General features: G+C 46.8%; 13 protein-coding genes and 1 pseudogene. 5 read left to right on the top strand and 9 right to left on the bottom strand.

The genetic code is table 11. The features are described from left to right. Positions 1–106 precede the first annotated feature (106 nt). Positions 107–1,042 (top strand): ADP-ribosylglycohydrolase family protein, encoded by a 936-nt coding sequence (locus ATB78_RS07690; RefSeq protein WP_061008294.1) that lies wholly within the window; start codon positions 107–109, stop codon positions 1,040–1,042. A 180-nt stretch (positions 1,043–1,222) separates the two neighbouring features. Next, positions 1,223–2,092: pseudogene (locus ATB78_RS07685) on the top strand (LysR family transcriptional regulator). Between the two features lie 65 nt (positions 2,093–2,157). Here the strand turns inward: ATB78_RS07685 and ATB78_RS07680 are convergent. From ATB78_RS07680 to norV, 6 genes are all read right to left on the bottom strand, one after another. Beyond that, positions 2,158–3,153 carry an efflux RND transporter periplasmic adaptor subunit gene (locus tag ATB78_RS07680; protein ID WP_061008293.1) on the bottom strand — a complete coding sequence of 332 codons (996 nt, stop codon included), beginning with the start codon at positions 3,151–3,153 and terminating at the stop codon, positions 2,158–2,160. Continuing rightward, positions 3,153–3,476 (bottom strand): DUF3302 domain-containing protein, encoded by a 324-nt coding sequence (locus tag ATB78_RS07675; RefSeq protein WP_061008292.1) that lies wholly within the window; start codon positions 3,474–3,476, stop codon positions 3,153–3,155. The genes ATB78_RS07680 and ATB78_RS07675 overlap by 1 nt, the downstream gene beginning before the upstream one ends. A 425-nt stretch (positions 3,477–3,901) precedes the next feature. After that, positions 3,902–4,759: a DUF2608 domain-containing protein gene (locus ATB78_RS07670; RefSeq protein WP_061008291.1), complete on the bottom strand. Its 858-nt coding sequence runs from the start codon at positions 4,757–4,759 to the stop codon at positions 3,902–3,904. 320 nt (positions 4,760–5,079) lie between these two features. Beyond that, positions 5,080–5,418 (bottom strand): DUF1971 domain-containing protein, encoded by a 339-nt coding sequence (locus ATB78_RS07665; protein WP_061008290.1) that lies wholly within the window; start codon positions 5,416–5,418, stop codon positions 5,080–5,082. Between the two features lie 42 nt (positions 5,419–5,460). Continuing rightward, complete coding sequence (gene norW, locus ATB78_RS07660) at positions 5,461–6,609, bottom strand: NADH:flavorubredoxin reductase NorW (protein WP_061008289.1); 1,149 nt, start codon at positions 6,607–6,609, stop codon at positions 5,461–5,463. A gap of 10 nt (positions 6,610–6,619) precedes the next feature. Further along, on the bottom strand, positions 6,620–8,122 hold the full coding sequence (norV, locus tag ATB78_RS07655) for an anaerobic nitric oxide reductase flavorubredoxin (RefSeq protein WP_061008288.1): 1,503 nt from the start codon (positions 8,120–8,122) through the stop codon (positions 6,620–6,622). 190 nt (positions 8,123–8,312) lie between these two features. Between norV and norR the strand changes: the two genes are divergently transcribed. The 3 genes from norR to ATB78_RS07640 all read left to right on the top strand — a co-directional run bounded on the left by norR (position 8,313) and on the right by ATB78_RS07640 (position 11,280). Further along, entirely contained in the window at positions 8,313–9,845 is a 1,533-nt protein-coding gene (norR, locus tag ATB78_RS07650; RefSeq protein ID WP_061008287.1) for a nitric oxide reductase transcriptional regulator NorR, read from the top strand. A gap of 97 nt (positions 9,846–9,942) precedes the next feature. Continuing rightward, positions 9,943–10,590, top strand: coding sequence for an HAD family phosphatase (locus ATB78_RS07645; protein ID WP_005441226.1), 648 nt, complete (start codon positions 9,943–9,945; stop codon positions 10,588–10,590). Positions 10,591–10,746: 156 nt separating this feature from the next. Beyond that, the gene (locus ATB78_RS07640) at positions 10,747–11,280 is read left to right on the top strand and encodes a cytochrome b (RefSeq protein ID WP_061008286.1); all 534 of its coding nucleotides are present in this window, start codon (positions 10,747–10,749) and stop codon (positions 11,278–11,280) included. A 50-nt stretch (positions 11,281–11,330) separates the two neighbouring features. Here ATB78_RS07640 and ATB78_RS07635 read toward each other — a convergent pair whose 3' ends face one another. From ATB78_RS07635 to ATB78_RS07625, 3 genes are all read right to left on the bottom strand, one after another. Continuing rightward, on the bottom strand, positions 11,331–12,638 hold the full coding sequence (locus ATB78_RS07635; RefSeq protein WP_061008285.1) for a dicarboxylate/amino acid:cation symporter: 1,308 nt from the start codon (positions 12,636–12,638) through the stop codon (positions 11,331–11,333). Positions 12,639–12,721: 83 nt separating this feature from the next. Further along, positions 12,722–13,951, bottom strand: coding sequence for an NAD(P)/FAD-dependent oxidoreductase (locus ATB78_RS07630; RefSeq protein WP_061008284.1), 1,230 nt, complete (start codon positions 13,949–13,951; stop codon positions 12,722–12,724). A 231-nt stretch (positions 13,952–14,182) separates the two neighbouring features. Continuing rightward, a complete protein-coding gene (locus tag ATB78_RS07625) occupies positions 14,183–17,806 on the bottom strand; it encodes an Ig-like domain-containing protein (protein ID WP_061008283.1) in 3,624 nt (1,207 codons plus the stop codon). Positions 17,807–17,895 lie beyond the last annotated feature (89 nt).

The raw sequence follows: 17,895 nt of genomic DNA, 5'->3' as shown, positions 1-17,895 counted from the left end.
TGGTTAATTAAGCACTATAGTCTTGATCCAAAACAGAAAAATTTCCCTACAAAACCAAGAAACTATGTAAGACTTATTGAGTAGCCCTGTTGATAAAGGTGGCAAGATGACTCATAGAAACGCTCGCTCTCTTCATGCCATTATCGGCGCACTCGTCGGTGATGCAGCATCTCTCGGATTTCATTGGCTTTACGATCAAGAACTCATCAGGCAGTTTGGTTCTCCGCATCCGGAATTTCATCAACCGAATCGAACTGAATACCATGACAAAGGTTATTTTGCCCACGGTAGCAAGCAAGTCGGTGACCTCACCCACTATGGTGCGCAGCTTGTTGCCATGTTAGATGCTCTGGTTCAAACCGGACACTACGACGAGGCGCGTTACATTCGCTCCTTTCGAGAATGGTTTGATTTTGGTGGTAAATGGCAGGGCTATACAGACAAACCGACAAAGCAAACACTGCTCAACATTCATGAGTTGGAAACCAAAGAACTGCGTGTAACCCTATGTGGAGCTGACGACACGCAAAACCCTGCATTATCTAAGCTTCCGCCGTTGGTGGCTTTTCATTCAGATGATGACAAACTCGCTAAACTGGTCGACTCCGCCGTGCGGGTTACCAATAACAACGACACCGCAGTTATGTACGCCCAAGCTATCGCAGTGATGATTCAGATGGCGTTGCAAGGCGCTGCGCCCAAAGCGTGTGTAATGGCAGCTCAGACGGTTTCTCCAAAGATTGCTAACGATATTCAACGTGCAGAAGCGATGAGCGGCAGAACCGCCACCAGCGTTGCGGAGTCCGTTGGAATGCATTGCGGTTTAGACGCTTCATTTGTGGTGATTTGTCATTTGTTGATGAACTCTGAAAGCTACGAAACCACCATGCGTGAGAACATTTACTGTGGCTGCGATTCAAGTGGACGAGCTATTCCGCTCGGTGCCATTCTTGGGGCAAGTTACTACGACACACCAATGTCGATTCCAAATCATTGGATGGATCAAACCGCGCTACCTCGCCGTTTACTGCAATGTTTATAACCCTCTTCAACCAACGAAAAGAACAGAACCCAAACTCTGGTCTTTTCGTTGGTGATGATTTGAATCTCGCCTGACAGAAATAATCCTCGAAATCTTTACGCTATCCACCTACATTGAAGATAAAGCAAATCAAAGAGATAGCCTATGGACCTTAACTTGTAAAAAACGTTTGATGCGGTCATGAAGTCAAAAAGCGTCAACGATGCCGCTCCCGCGTAAAACATCCCTGCCCCCGCCGTGAGTCACGCACTCAACAAGTTAAGAGATCAATACCAAGATCCCCTCTTTGTTCGTCAAGGCAGAGGCATCGTCCCGACGAATTTCGCGATTGAGCTACACGCAGAAATCAAAGAGCCTTTAAGCCTATTGATCAACGGTTCGAAATCTCGTCAAGAATTCACGCCAGAAACCAGCCAACGCACGTTTCGAATCTCTAGCCATAAAGATATCGATTTAATGCTCGTGCCAGCCTTGGCGAAATACAAATCTCAGCATGCGCCATTGGTGTCTATTGAAGCGGATGTGGAACACTTAAACGAACAAGACCGTCAAGACGACTTAAGACGCCGACGCGTGGACGTGATTCTTGCTACCGTGCCTTTAACGGATCATGGTTATTACAATGAATTGTTGTTTGAACAAGAACTTATGGTGACAGTGAGCCAAGATCACCCTCGTATTCAGGACGCACTCACGTACGACGACTTCATGCGTGAATCTCATGTAACTTGGCGAACGCAGCGACTCAACACCAACGCTTTAGACTCTTTGATCATCGAAGATACGCTGCCCCCGAGGCAAGTGGCTTATTCCACCGGCTCGACCATGACAGCGCTACAGTTAGTGTCTCAAACCGATTGGATATGCGTTACCTCGCGTTGGTTCTCCGACAACTTGGCAAGCAAGCTCGGATTGAACGCTTTCACTTTGCCCTTTGAAGCCAATAAGGTGCCTATTTACATGACTTGGCACCAATCACAAAAGAACGACAAAGGGCATGAGTGGCTGAGGAATGCGATTAAACAAGCGGTCACTCAATCCATTGTGTAACAGACGAGCAATAGCAGTACACCCACAGAAAAAGGGCGAAGCCTGCTGCTTCGCCCTTGATGTCATTAGCCTTCGAATAACCAGTTTTGCCAACTCTGCATTCTCAGAATCACTTTACGTACGATGCTGAACATTTCCCATTTCGGTGAGTACACCGCGACGTGTGCATCTGTGCCGGATGGCAATGGCATGTCTTTGACTAAGTTTGGATTATCCAATTCCACTTTCACTAAGATTCGGCCACCCGCAGGAATTTGCTCTGGGTACTTCATGTTACCTGATGGTGATATCGCGCCCTGAGCAAAAATGTCATTCACTTGTGTCACATGCGCCTTGTATGCATGACCGGGAATGGTATTGAAGGTCAATTCCGCCGGATAACCGACTTTCACATATCGTGCTGGCGCTTGTTTAAATGCAGCAAACAACTGTTTGTCTTCTTTATGGACGAAGGTCAGGTTGCCTTGAAACGGCACAATACGACTCTTCATACCCGGACGCAGCGCCACTTGCGTGACATACCCATCCGTTGGTGCGGTAACGGTGGTTTTGCTCAGATTAAACTGTGCAACCTCAAGCTCTGATTGGTATTTGCTTTGATTGGCTTTTTGCTCAAGCAATTGGTTCTCAATGTTGTCGATTTTCTCTTGAGAAGAGTAACCTTTGCTGCCCAGCTTTTTGTATCTCGCTAATTCAGATTGGTAAAAATCAATCGCTGATTCCGTACGTTTGATGTCACCTTGAATACGGTTCACTTTGTCTTTAAATGGCGTGTCGTCAATTTGGTAAAGTGGGTCACCTGCTTTCACTTGCTGGTTTCCTTGCACATACACTTGGGTAACCATGCCTTCTACCTGAGAAGTGATTGGCGTCGTCACGCTATACAAACGCGCCATACGAGAAACCGGTTGATACATCGCCATGTAGAGAAAAATCCAACCAACGATGAACATGCCAATGACCGACGCCGTGGTGAGTGTCCACTTGGTTTTAGGCACACGAAATACTCGAAACACGATAACGCACAGCGCTACGTAACTTAAGATGATGAGTGTTTCCATTATTCTTCCCCTTTCGCTTGCTCAAGTTGATTGATGCGGGCTAACAGCTGCTCGTAATCTTGTTGAGATATCGAAGGCTTAGCACCTAACCAGTCTTTCTTCTCTCCGTCGTACATGGTTGCCCAGATCCAAAGGAACGGCCAAATCACATGAAGGAAGAACAAGCTCACCCATCCCGCAACATGAATCGCATCGGCATGAGGGTGGTTACGTTTTTTCGCAATTTCGTAGGGAATATCGTGCAGGGCAATCAATCCAAAAATCAGAATCAACAGCACCACAAATAAGATCGCCAGAGAGGCGTAGTCCAGAGTCAAATTCATTGTGGAAGCTCCTAGTTTAAGACGTTCTAGACGTTTAAGACGCGCTAAACACTGCTAAAACGTAACTGAGTGATGACTTTCCTTAAGCTTGTCGCTCCGTCGCAATGAAGAAATAGTAGGATGAGGCTTACATCAGGACTATTGATTCCTGTTTAAATGACAGTTTAGTGATATTTAGTTGTCCATAAAATCATCAAGTTAGACCTCTATACCCATTCAAGTTCTGAATAGTTTCAGAATAAGCAGAACAGGATTGAATCTAGCTTTCTACAAGCAGAAAAAAAGCGATACCAATATTGATATCGCTTTGGATAAGGTTGCAAGACCAGTAAATATTCCGAAAAAATCGATTGGACCCCTCCATCTCTCTAAACGGGTATTAATAACCCGGCACAAGCAACAAACCTAAAATCACTTTTATCTGTTTACTGACCTAAACAAGTGTCACCAATACGCGCTGGGGCGATCTGGTCTAAGACTTTGTTTAACGCTTTCCAATCACTTGCCATCTTGTTGGCTTGCTCTTGCGTTAGCACCGTGCCATTGGCAGCAATGCGGTCGTGCTCCACCTTGGTGTAGTGGAAAATCGTCATATCGATCGCTTTGTCGTCTTTGTAAGCATTTTCCATGTTGACGACGTTCTTTTTGCTGTCATCGACAAACACGACGTCACTGAAACTTTGACCTGTTTTATCCAGAATGTACTCAAGCATGGTGCCCTTGTTCATTCCCGTGGTCATCATGACGCCGTTGATGTAACTCATCGGACGCTCAGGGTTATCAATATAAACCGGCAAAGATTCCGCCCCTTTTTCCTTAAGCGCGGTACGAGTCATATCGAATTGGTTACGCATTAACTCTCGTTCGGTCGCGTAACGATAGTTCGGAGAGCGAGACGTTAACGCCATAACCGTTAAGCCCTCATCTTGCCAACCACGAAGCATGGCAGGTACATCACTTTCAATGGTTTTCATCGGAACCAGTTCGTACAACATGCCAATAGAGTCTTGGAACAGGCAGTTTACTTTGTCAGATTCTTTTGGCTTCACATCGAGTTTGCCTCGTTGCCATTGGTACCAAATATCACCACCGATATCGGACGTTGAAGTCAGCAATGTGTTATCAATATCGACCACAATCAGGGGACTTTTTCCTGCTTGTTTGAGTTGGTTTACTTTAGCCGCAACGTCGTTAAAGCTGTTGGTATCTTTGACAACCACATCCGCCATTGCATTGGTAGCAAAAGACAGAGCGCAAAATAGAACCGCTTTTTTTAGCGTCATAGTATTTCCTTAGTTTGATTGTTTCGACTAGCTCGAGTTCGTCAAACAACATTTACGTTATAACATAACAAAAACACAGTAACTTGTTGTTACGTTCCGACTATATAGTTGATGTCCATCACATAAATGGGAGCAAGGTTTCATTTTGGAACTCCGCTCATCGGATCTCCCACAAAGTTTCTGTGCTTCAAGGCGCCAGCTTGCGACAAACAAAAAAAGAGCAGAGACGAATCTCTGCCCTTTTGCCTACGCTTAATGATTAAGCTTGATAGTAAACGCTTCTTCCCGACAAATTAGCACTGTATTAACTTCTGTATGCGTTATTTCTTCGCGTGGAACATCGCTTGCCCACTCTTGTCTTTATTCGACCAGAAATTGATGTTGAACTGAGCATCACCGCTCATCTCAATACGATGCCAGTACTGCGGTGGGCTGGTAGCAAACTGGCCTGCATTAATCACCACCACTACTTCTGCTTCTGTGGCGTGTTCATCAGCAAAGCCGTAGTAAGTCACTTGCCCTTCCATGACACACAACTGTCCAAACACACCCTCAGCGGTATTGTGATGAGTCAGTAGCGCTGGTGGCACATTGTCTTTAGTGAAGAAAGGCGTTGAACGTTGAACAGTCCAGTCTTTAGGAATTCGTAGATGCGACATAATGATACCCTCTCTAATTACAATTCTTTTCGTTTAAATCGGTTAAGCCTGACCGGCTTGAGACAACTCTCGAAGTAATGGAAATGCTTGCGTAACTTGTTCTCCCGTCACGACGAAGCCCATGAATCGGCGATTTTCATCTTCTGCCTTAGCGGCAATGCCTGTTTGAGAAATCTGCACGCTCCAATTCGTCACCGAACTAAAATCGCCTGCCAATTGAATTGGATAACTCGGTGTTTTGACCTTTACCATCATAGGCGGTAGTTTCAACTCTGCTTCTTGCCCTAGTAGCTGTTTGCCTAAAGCATTGGCACTTAGCACGATCGGTTGGAGATAAGGCATCATTCGACCTTGGATTTCAGCACAATCGCCTAATGCGAACACATTGGCTGCTGATGTCTGTAATCGGGCATCTACCTCGATGCCTTTATTGACACTCAACCCACAAGCCTTCGCTAACCAAGTGTTAGCACGTAAACCCGCCGCTGAAATCACTACATCAGCTTCAATTGCTTTACCTTGGCTCAAGCTTGCCACCAGCGAATCATTTGAGTGATTAATCGCAGCAACTCCAGTCTCCAAGGCAAGTTGAATACCTTGCTGCTTAAGTTGGTTTTCAAGCGGCAATGCAACGAATTCAGGAATCAAGTTAGCGAGCAAACGGGGATTTGGCTCAACCACCGTAACTGCTTTACCACTGGTTGCGAGATCCATAGCGATCTCGACGCCGATCAAACCACCACCCATTACAAGAATTCGTTTCGCACGGCTAATTTGCTCTTCCGCTAATTGATATTCTTGTAGCGAGTTCAGCGTTATCACCTCTGGTGCTGCATCACCAGATATTGGCGGCACAAAGGCTTTCGCGCCTGTCGCAAACACCAGTTTGGAGTAAGGATAGGTTTGGCCGTTGGCGACCACTTGCTGAGCTTGCACGTCGACATGCTCAATCATGGTATGGGCGAACAGTTCGATGTTGTGTTCCTGTGCAAACGCCTCACCACTCTTAACCACTAAGTCTTGGGCGGTTTGCTTGTTACTGAATACATGGCTCAAATCAGGCTTGTTGTATTCCGCGCCATCATCAGCAGTAAACACTTGCAGCGGAATATGTGCATCCATTCGACGCACTGTTTTCACCAATTGGTAAGCCGCAAAGCCGCTACCAATAATCACAATAGGTGCTTGCATATTCGCCCCCTTACCCGTTGTATTCGACAAAGACGTCTTTACCCAAGTGACATTCTGGACACAAGAAGTAATCTGGCACTTCAGACCATGCTGTACCCGGTTCAACGCCTTGATTAGGCTCGCCTTTAGCTGGGTCGTATACCCAATTACAAACGGTGCAAACCATGCATTGGCAATCTGCAGGATGCGCCTCGGCGCTAGGGTTGCTAGGAGCAGCATCTACTACCGCTTGTGTTGCTACTTGTGCAGCGGGTTGTGATTGAACTTGTGGTGCAGACGCAGCAATCGCCGGAGAAATAACAGGACTTGTCAGGTCATGCTTCGCCCACAACTTCGCGATGTTCTGACCATGTTCGCGACATTCACGCATCGCTTTACCATCTGGTCGCCATTTGGTTTTCAAACTCACTGCGGTTTCAAAGCCTGCGTCAGTCAATCGAGCATGGATACGATCTACCGCACCACCGTTCCAACCGTAGCTACCAAACGCAGCGGCTTTCTTCGCTTTGAAGCGCAGGCCGGTAATTTCTTCTAGCATGCCTGCGATCTTCGGCATCATGACGTTATTCATGGTAGACGAGCCAACCAAGATGCCTTTTGAGCGGAATACATTGGCGAGAATTTCATTCTTATCATGCTTAGAGACATTAAAGACTTTGACCGCCACCCCAGGGTCGACATCGTGAATGCCTTGCGCAATGGCATCAGCCATCATTCGAGTGTTGTTTGACATAGAGTCGTAGAAAATCGTAATGCGATCTTCTTGATAATTGTCTGCCCACGCCAAGTATTGCTCGATGATTTGAACTGGATTATCGCGCCATACAATACCGTGTGACGTTGCGATCATGTCGACAGGTAAATTAAAGCTCAGCACTTCTTTGATTTTAGCGGTTACCAAGCTGCTGAACGGCGTTAGGATATTTGAGTAGTAACGCAAACACTGTTCCATCAACTCATTTTGATCTACTTCATCATTGAACAGACGTTCATCGCAGTAGTGCTGACCAAATGCGTCGTTACTGAATAGCACCGCATCACCCGTTAGGTATGTCATCATGCTGTCCGGCCAATGTAGCATCGGCGCTTCCACGAACACCAATTGCTTACCGTTACCAATATCAATGCTGTCGCCCGTTTTTACGGTTTTAAAGTTCCACTCAGGATGGTGATGATGACCCACAATCGAATCAATCGCCGCTTCTGTACAGTAAATTGGCGTGTTCGGAATCTTCTCCATCAAAGCCGACAATGCGCCTGAGTGATCTTCTTCTGCATGGTTTACCACGATAAAGTCGATAGACTTAAGGTCGATTTCCATCTCTAAATTTTGGATGAATTGTTGACTGAATCGATGATCGACCGTATCAATCAATACGGTTTTCTCTTCACGAATTAGATAACTGTTGTAGCTGGTACCTTTTGTCATTTTGTATTCTGTACCGTGGAAGTCTTGAACTTCCCAATCGCGTTGACCTACCCAGTGGATGTTGTTTTTTACGTGAATTGTCATAATTACTACCTTGAATGACGGGATAAACAAAAATAATTTCTTCTTGTATTGCACTGGGCGTGCCAACTTTTAATTTCTATATATTTCAATAACTTAATTAAAACTCAACTTTAATAACTGTCATTTAGACACAATTGAAAATTGTCATTAAGACACCACAATAGTCATATTGACACAATCGGTATTGGCTATGACTTCTTTAATCGCGCAATGGCTACACATCACGCAAGACCTTAACTCGGCGCTCACTCAACAGGCTCGCTTCGATACGTTATTAACGACGATTCGAGACGTATTGAAGTGTGACTCTTCTGCCCTTCTTTTGTATGAAGACCTGCACTTTAAACCTTTAGCAATCAATGGATTGGCGAAAGAAGTGCTTGGACGCCGTTTCTCCATTGAGCAGCACCCAAGATTAGAAGCCATTGCCCGAGCAGGCGATATCGTGCGCTTTCCCTCCGACAGCGACTTACCTGATCCATACGATGGCTTGATTCCAAACCACGATGACAAACTGCATGTCCATTCCTGCATTGGTTTACCTCTGCTGATCGACGATCAACTGATTGGTGCCATTACGATTGACGCCTTCGACCCCAATCAATTTGATGGGCTACGCAACCAAGAGTTACGTTTTGTCAGCGCGTTGGCAGCAGGTGGCCTACACACTGCACTCCTACTAGAACAACTAGAGACACAAGCGAGCCTGCCACGTGACTCTTACGCCGAGAAGCGCACCTTAAGTAATGAAATCATTGGTAACTCTCAGGGTATGAAGAATCTTCAAGAGCAGATTGATGCAGTCGCCGATACGGAATTGTCTGTGTTGGTCATGGGAGAAACGGGCGTAGGTAAAGAGTTGGTTGCCAGCGCTATTCACCATCGCTCTAGTCGCTCTAGCAATACTTTGGTTTACCTCAACTGCGCGGCGCTGCCGGAGTCAGTCGCGGAAAGCGAGTTGTTCGGCCATATCAAAGGCGCATTCACAGGCGCAATCAGTAATCGTAAGGGTAAGTTCGAACAAGCCGATGGCGGCACACTGTTTTTGGATGAAGTCGGCGAACTGTCGTTAGAGCTGCAAGCCAAGTTACTTCGAGCTCTACAATACGGCGACATTCAACGTGTGGGTGATGACCGTCATATTCGAGTCAACACACGCATTGTCGCCGCCACTAACCGTATATTGCATGAAGAAGTGACTGCTGGTCGCTTCCGAGCCGACTTGTATCATCGTTTAAGTGTCTTCCCGCTTCATGTTCCACCTCTTCGTGAACGTGAAGACGATGTGGTACTACTCGCAGGCTTTTTTGCCGAACGCTTAAGAAGCAAATTGGGATTAAACAGCATTCGTTTGTCCCCCACGTTAGTGCAAGCACTCAAAGACTATTCATGGCCAGGCAACGTGCGAGAGCTTGAACATGTCATTAAACGTGCTGGTGTTTTGGCAAAGGCGCGCACTCACGCCATGGACATTGAGTTAGTTGAGCAAGATTTTGATATTCGAACGCCGAATCAGAACATCAAGAACATTGAAGAAGGGGAACAAAACTCTCGGCTTGAGCTACCAGAAGGCGGATTGAAGCCTGCCACAGACGCCTTCCAAAAAGCGATGATTGTTAGAGCCCTGGAAGAGAATCAAGGCAACTGGGCAGCAACGGCACGTCAACTTGAATTAGATAACGGCAATTTGCACCGATTAGCAAAACGCCTAGGGATAAAATAGGGATTGGGTAAAAAGCGTGTGAGATGGTGGAATTCCACAGGAAAAACGATGTTGCTTGTGTCAAAATGCGCCATCTCAATCGACAAGTCATAAAGTAATGAATTATCAAGCAGCTATTTTCGACATGGATGGGTTACTCCTCGACACCGAACGCGTTTGTATGCGTATCTTCAAAGAGGCATGCGAAGCACAAAATCTTCCTTTCTTCGAAGAGGTTTACTTAACCATCATTGGCCGCAATGCCGCTGGTGTTGAAGCGATTTTTCGTAAGACCTATGGTGATGACTTAGACCGTCTGCACAATGAATGGCGTACTCGTTACGATGCGGTCGTGAAGCATCAAGCCATTCCGGTAAAAGAAGGTGTGGTTGAACTGCTTGAATGGTTGAAAGAACAAGGCTTACCTATTGCGGTTGCTACTTCAACTGCAAAAGAAGTGGCACAGAAGAAGTTGGAACTGGCGGGCCTAAGCAAGTATTTCGACAACTTAACGACAGGCTGTGAAGTGTCCCACGGCAAACCAGATCCAGAGATCTACCTGCTTGCAGCAAGTCGTCTAAACGTAGATCCAACCAAATGTATCGCATTTGAAGATTCCAACAATGGCGTACGTTCTGCAGTAGCGGCGAACATGGTCACTTTCCAAATCCCAGATCTTGTTGAACCTTGCGAGGAAGTTCGTGCCTTTGGCCATGCGATTGTTCCTTCCTTGCATCACGCATTAGCTGAGTTAAAGCAGGCATAACCCGTTTTCTCTCATCTAACTGACTAAAAACGCTCCATCTTTTGGGGCGTTTTTTGTGGATAATATTTACCCAACTTTACACTGAGATGTGTAGTTCTATTCACAACATTGATGGATAATTGCTCGTATAACCACAAATAAAACGAGGATTAATTCATGCTCAACAAGAAGCCATTAACTTGGCAAACCATTACATTGCATTGGATAACGGGGCTTGCCTTTATCGGTGTATTCGCGCTTGGCCTCTACATGGTTGATTTGCCACGTAGCCCAGAAAAGTTTGAGTGGTATGGCATCCACAAATCACTAGGCGCTATCATTTTAGTTGTCGCTCTTATCCGTCTAGTGTGGCGCTTAAAAGAAGGCGCTCTGCCACCCGCTTCGGAAATGCCTGTATGGCAAGACAAAGCGGCCAAAGCAATACACGGTATCCTTCTGCTTGCTACTTTGGCAATGCCTATCTCTGGTATCGCAATGAGCGCAGGTGGCGGCCGAGCGGTCGATATCTTCGGTTGGGTTATTATCGCAGAAGGTCCAGAAACCCCTTGGCTTCAAGAACTTGGCTCAACCATTCATCATTCAGCAGTGGAAATTTTGATTGCCGTGTTTGTTCTCCACGTTGCTGGCGCCATCAAACACCAAGTGGTCGACAAAGATGGCACCATTTCTCGAATGCTTGGCCGCTCATAGAATCCATATAGATACAAAAACGCACTCTCGATTGGGAGTGCGTTTTACTTTTAGCTCATCAACATCTCAGAAGAATCGAGCGATTGAGGTTCTACCGCCTGCTTCTTCTGCCAACGGTCGATGACAAGCGTCGCAATCAAATCCCCTTCCACATTAACAGCGGTACGGAAGGTATCTAGCGGTCTTTCTATCACCAATAAAATCGCAATCGCTTCCAGCGGAATACCCGCTGCTAGCAGCACTAACTGCATCCCCGACATGGAGCCCGAAGGCATGCCCGGCGCACCAACGGAAGAAACCATTGCCATGATGAAGATCATTACCAATCCAGTGGTACTCAAATCCACACCAAACAACTGTGCTAGAAAAATCGCAGCGACACCTTCAAATAGCGCGGTGCCGTCCATGTTCATTACAGAGCCGAGTGGCAACACCATGCTGCTGACTTCTGGCGCGACATCTAAATTGTCTTCCGCACTTTGTTTTGCCAAAGGCAGCGCCGCCGCACTTGATGACGTCGCAAACGCCATGGCTAATGGTGCTGAAATCGCTTTAAACAGCGCAACAGGAGAGATGCCCGTCATGACCTTAGCAATCGTCGGTAACACAACTAGCCCGTGCACCATAGTGAGGACAAACACCAGTATCGCGAACAACGCGAGTTGCTGAATCAGATTCCCACTTGAAGTCAGCGTGATATCAAACACGATCGCAAAAATAGCAATCGGAGACAGTTTAACGATGCCTCGAATCATGGTGTTGACGCTTTTGTTCAGCCCCGAAATCACTGCTAGCAACGGATGACCTGACGGAACAGAAAGCAAAATCGCAACGCCTGCCATAAAGGAGAAAACCACGATCGCCAGTAAGTTGCCATTCGCCAGTGCTGCAAACGGATTCACCATCGCCATCTTGACGAGGTTAGTGAGTATCGCGACACCACCAGCGCCTTGCTCGTCAATCAAATGGACATCACTACCCACAGAAATGCTTTGGCTAAGTGGCTCCCATGCAGGCAATGCTAACGACGCACCAAGCCCTAAACTAATGGCAATTAAGGTGGTGAAACTGTAGAAGAGCAGTGTTCGCCCACCCAGAGCTTTAAGACGAACAGTTGAACCAATATTGGTGATGCCCTCGACAAGAGAAAACAGCACCATCAAGCCCACCACCATTTTCAGTAAGCCGAGATAGACCGTTTTGCCCAACATTAAAATTTGGTAGTAATCACTCGACAGTAAAAGCGATTTGTCTGCCAACCCATGGTCGACTAAAAGAAGGATGGCCTGAGCCCCACCCCACGCAAATAGGGCAGAAATAAGAAGTTGAACGGGCAGAGAGAGTTGCAAATGACGCATAAAAAACACCTAGCGCCACAAATTCTGATGATTTGGGCGCTCGATAAAAATGAAAAAATGGAAGTGGAGAGCCTCAGCTTGGATTAAGACCAAGAGCCTTTGTAGTATGGGTTCAATAAACCTTTTACGCGTTTGAGCACTACCAAAGCCGACACACGGAACCAACCGAAAATAACGCGCTGATGCAGCCTAAAGATCGTGTCGTACAAGCGGCGAACGTAGCGTCCACGCAATACGAGTTTGTCATTCATCAATGCGCCAACCGCGTAGTCATGCCCAAGAGCAACGACCATTCCGCCGTCTTTGAATACAAACCGTTTTAACTCTTTGCCTTTCACCAAGCGTTTAAATTGCTTCGCCAAATGTGCAGCGGCTTGGTTGGCGGCTTGCGCTCGTGGTGGTACAACACGTCCATCCTCTTGTGGACATTCTGCACTATCACCGATGACAAAAACGCTCTCATCAAGAGTGGTTTGCAACGTTGGCAACACTTTAAGCTGGTTAATGCGGTTGCTTTCAAGACCATCAAGATTCGCTAACCAATCCGGGCATCGAATCCCCGCCGCCCAAATTTGTAGATCAGCAGGAATGACTTCATTTTCCGTCACGATACGGTCTGCTTCTGCACGCTGAACTTTAGTGTTTAAGCGAACGTTAATACCCTGATTTTGTAGCTTCTTCAACACTTTTGTAGACATACACTCAGCACTTGCAGGTAAAACACGATCCGCCGCTTCGATAAGCGTAATCGAAAGCTGAGTATCATCTTGATAGCGGTTTAATTGCTTGCTGACTTTCGCCCACTCGGCTGCCAACTCAACGCCAGTGGCACCAGCACCCACAATAGAAACACGATGTGAACCGCCGTTCGCCAGCATTTGCTTCATCTGTTCCCACGCTTTTTCTGCTTGAGAGGCTGAATCTAAGAACAAGCAATGATCGCTTACGCCCGGAATCTTAAAGTCGTTACTGATCGCGCCAACGGCAATCACGAGGTAATCGTATTTCAATGTTTGCTCTGGAGAGAACTCTGCGCTCACCGTAATGGTTTTATTTGCTCGGTCTAAACCTGACATACGAGCTTGAACATATTGGTAACCGTGGCAAGCAGCATGAAGACGAAACGCAACCGAATCGAGCTCATTATCAAACGTGCCCGCCGCAATCTCATGCAGTCTTGGTTTCCATAAGTGATGAGAAGATGGCTCAACCAAAGTAACGGTATGGTCAGATTTGCCAGCAAAACTGCTCGCTAAACGCGTGACCATTTCTAGACCCGCAGCACCACCACCGACAACAACAAAATTCGACATACTCCCCTCCCGGAAACCATCCATCGAAAGATAAAAATCAAAAACGCAGCAAATACGCTTGGAATGGCGGGCATTATATTGAGTTACAAATAAATGATAATAAGCTGAAAAAGAAAATAACTATTACGAATTTGTAATAATGAAAACTAAGCATCTGAGCCAAATGCTAAAAACAAAAAAGCCACCACTTTTCAGTGATGGCTTTGCTTTATCTTTGTTGCTTTGTCTTAATTAGCGAGGATCAAGACCTAGCTTTTGTAGTACCAGTTTGAAGTTCTCGCGGCGCTCTTTCACGTTGTGAACATCACCTGTCGAACACGTTAGATCCGGACAGCCACGGTTAACGATGCCTGAAACGTCATCGATAAATTGAGCACCTTGTAGACCACTGTCCACGTACTTCTTCAGTTCGTTGTGGTAGTTCCAATCCGCGTACTGACCGCCTTCATCGTTGTATGCCTGAACTGACGTTACCCAGTAGAACAGACCTGCGATCCACTTGATCTCTTTGTTCTCTTCCGAGCTACAAATCAGACCTGGGTTAGAACAGAAGTCTAGCTCAGCATAAAGTGGGTTCGCCGGTGGCGCTTCTACCGTTACGCCATCAATTGTCTTACCAATGGTTGATGGATCAACGTGCGAACGGCCTAGGTAGTGGTTAAGCGTACCGAAGTTCTGGCGACCTGTGGTTTGGATAACACCACGCCCCCACCAGCCACAGCCTTCAACGCTCTCTTGGCTGCTGCCGTCCCAAATGAACTTACCTGCTTTCTGACCAACGTAAGTCTTACATTCGTCGCGTTCCCATACTTGCTTAGACGTATCTACGCTTTCTGGAACATCATTACAGTGACCGTTGTTTGTCCAACGACCTGCTGCACCGTTCACCAATAGACCACGCTCTTCAAGTACTGCATCAGGTGCTGCAAAAACTGGAGCTGGAGCCCCATACCATTTCGCATGAGTCAGAGCACTAACTTCCATTTTGTCATCACGAGGACAAGAGTACGCATGGTCCAAACCTGAAACTGGGTTTACGCCGTAATCTGCGTATTTCTGACCCAATTGACCACAGCTTGCTGTCATTGGGTAATCCGCAGGCGCACCGTATTTCACTTCAGACCAGTTGTTTTCATCACACGCGTTGTAGCGGATGGTCTCTTGCATACTTTGCGCAAGGAACGCAGCAATCGCGACTTTCGCGTATTTGATGTTTGTTGCGTCATCAACTTCATCGTTCATTAGCCAGAACTTGTTGCCCGCTACACCAATGTTGTGCATTGCGTTCAAGCCATCTAGGAAGTCGTTCCACTTGTAAACCGTTGACGGAACCCACTGAGATTGCGGTGTTTCGTATAGGAAGGCTTCGTTATCCATCACGCTTTCAGCATTTGCTAACTCTTGGTTCAGCGCTTCAATGCGAGTCAATGAACCTTTCTCTAACTCTTCACCTACGTAGTACAGTGGCACTTTCGCCGTTTGGTAAAGCTCAATTTTGCTGGTTAGAGCTTGAGAGTCTTGATCAAACATCAATGCAAACACGTTGCTGTACGCAGCTTTACGGATTTGCTGATCGGTTTGCGTGTTGCCCATGAAGTAGTTTGCGGTTTGCTCTGTCGGCATATTCGCTAGCATTGCAGGCGCATCAACGTAATCTGTCACCTGTTTTACGTATTCAAGTGCGTGGTGCCACTGCTCACTATTTAGCGCAGCGGTTGCGTTCGATTTAGTAAACGCCACAAAGTCAGCTTTGTTCGCATCATCGGCTTTGTAGAGCTCGAAGCTATCAAGTAGATCTGCCGTGAAAACAGATGCTTCATCCCATACAGACTGACGACCAGAGTGGGTATCGTAAGCAAACTCGCCAATGCTTAATGACCAACCAAATGTCGCTTGTGGCGCAAGGGTTGTGAAGATCAAGTTGTAAGCATGTGCCCAGCCTTTCACGTCATCGCTCAGTACGTTGATTGCATCAATATCAATACGGCTACCCGTGATATCAATAGCATTCGTCAGTGCTTGTTTAACCGCAACTGCGCCAAACGATGCACCTTTGTCTTGCGTAGCCAGATCCAGAACATCCGATTGAATCACGATTGATGCTGTACCCGCGTTCTCTGCTTGTTCGATAGCCGACACAAATGAACGTGTAAGCTGCTCTAGGTCTGTTAGCGCATCATTGCTGCTTGCTGCGATAGTTAGTGTGCTTGGTGCTTGAGTGGATGGGCTCGCCACTACGAATGTGTTTGGCCAACCTGCCACTTCTAGACGCACTGGGTCCATTGGGTTGCGCAATGATAGCGCTGGCGCTGTACCCGGCTCAGTACCATCACAGTTTAGATGTAATGACCATGAGCTATCGCTGCCAGGAACAGATTGCGTCCAGTACACCGCTGAGTAAGCAATGTTCTTATGAACCATAATGTCACCGCCTGTCGCGTGATCACCACGAGTCCAGTCTGGGTACACATTAAAGTCAGCACACAGTCCACCTGTTGGCGGAGGTGTCGGTGTTTCTACTTTTTCAACTGTGATGTTTACACGTGCTGTCGCCGTTAGGTTCTCAGCATCCGTCGCAATCGCTTCTAGCTTAACTGCACCAACTTCTGACGCCGTCCAGTTACAAGAGAACTGGTTTGTGGTTGCTGCGTTGAAGTCACAGATTTGCTTGTTGTTTGCTTTCACGATAACGCGAGACAAATCGTCATCAGCATCCGTTGCACGAACAGAAATCGAAACCGCTTCGCCTTTTTCAAACTTAGAACCGTTTGCAGGTGAAGAGAAGCTCACTTCTGGCTTAACAAAGCTTGGAGCTGCTTCAATAGCAACAGCGATACTGCGTTGTTCAACCATTTGGTTGTTCTGATCGAGAACCACCACTTTAAGTGTCGCATTGCCCACTTCATTTGGCGTCCAAGATTGAGAATACGTCGTTTGACCTGCAGCGATATTACGTTGACCTAGCTTGCGGTCATTCGCCCAGAACTCTAGTTTAGAGATCAATTCACCATCAACGCGTGCTTTGATCGTCGTTGCCTGACCCACCATCAATGTTTGACCTTGTGTAGGCGCGACGAACGTCAGCTCATGCACTTCTGGCTCCACAGGTGGCTCAACTGGCTTCTCTTTTACTGAAATGCTGACCGCTTGTTGCTGTGTAAGACCTGAGGTGTCTTCCACTACAGCTTTGATCGTATGAGCGCCTGCGCCAACAGAAGTCCAACTCGCTTGGAATGGAGCTTGTGTTACGCGAGCTACTTGTTTGTTGTCGACAAAGAAAGTCACCGCTTTAACGCTGGTATTAGTCGCCGTTACGTTTGCTAGCATGGCAACCGCTTGACCTTCTTCAAACTCAGCACCGTTCACTGGCGATGCCAATTGAAGAGAAATTTCTGGTTCGCCGACTTCACCTTCATCGTCAGCAATCAGACGAATAGTATTTTGAAGAAGTGTCAGATCCAACACGCCGCTCACACCAAGCGTTAGCTCAATACGTTCACCTGCCGGAAGTTGAGATTTCACCCAGCTACCGCTATCAAAAGCGAGCGCAAGTGTGTTCTTGAACACGTTACCTTGCGCGTCGCTGGTGAACTTCATTCCCGGGTAGCTGATGCCAGTCGCAGACCAAGAAGGTGTCGACATAGATAGGTTTGAATCAAACGTCACTTTCGCATCACGCAGTTCAACTGGCTTTGAACCGTCGTTCGTTAGGATCACTTTGTAAGTGTTCCACCACTGGCTTTCTGAGCCGACGATAGTTGCGTCTGTGATCACTCCTGCGTGTGCAGCAGGCAACCCCATACCGATCGCCAGTGCTAAAACACTTGGCATGATCGCTAGCGTATTCTTTCTCATAATTAAGGACTTATACAAACAACAATAAAAAGGAACAACATTATAGAGGGGGACTTTTTTCGCGCCGCAGCGGACAGATGTAACCAAAT

It is taken from the genome of Vibrio sp. CUB2, from assembly GCF_001557945.1.
Taxonomy (GTDB): Bacteria; Pseudomonadota; Gammaproteobacteria; order Enterobacterales; family Vibrionaceae; genus Vibrio; species Vibrio owensii.
This window is presented reverse-complemented; position numbering and strand designations above follow the sequence as displayed.